Origin of the sequence: Tritonibacter sp. SIMBA_163 (assembly GCF_046535935.1) — a bacterium.
Classification (GTDB): Bacteria; Pseudomonadota; Alphaproteobacteria; order Rhodobacterales; family Rhodobacteraceae; genus Epibacterium; species Epibacterium scottomollicae.
The window spans coordinates 1-269 of record NZ_JAWJBP010000508.1 but is presented as its reverse complement, the minus strand read 5'-3'; the positions used below and the strand labels follow the sequence as shown (position 1 = coordinate 269).

The 269-nt window shown below is 58.0% G+C and carries 1 protein-coding gene; it reads left to right on the top strand.

Translation table 11 applies throughout. The annotated features are described in order from the left end of the window. Positions 1-63: 63 nt before the first annotated feature. The coding region (locus tag R0J92_RS23325) for a hypothetical protein (protein WP_411053425.1) at positions 64-269 on the top strand (206 nt) is incomplete at its 3' end.

Genomic DNA, 269 nt, shown 5'->3' with positions numbered 1-269 from the left:
CTGAGTTTGATCCTTGCTCTGCTAGTATTTGCGACAGTTAATGACGTCCTCTACAACATGTAGATGAATGACGTCGATTCGCGGCGGCGGGGACAGGACATGATCGAGCGCTTTTCCAGCTTGGCGACTAGGCGAATCACCCGCGGACGCGGCCTCGTCCAGTTGCTCGGCACGTGCTTCCTGGCCCTTTTTCTGGCCGGCCCGGCCAATGCGCAGACAACGTTCGTTGTCGAGGATCTGGCCGTCAGCGGTAATGAGCGGATCGAACC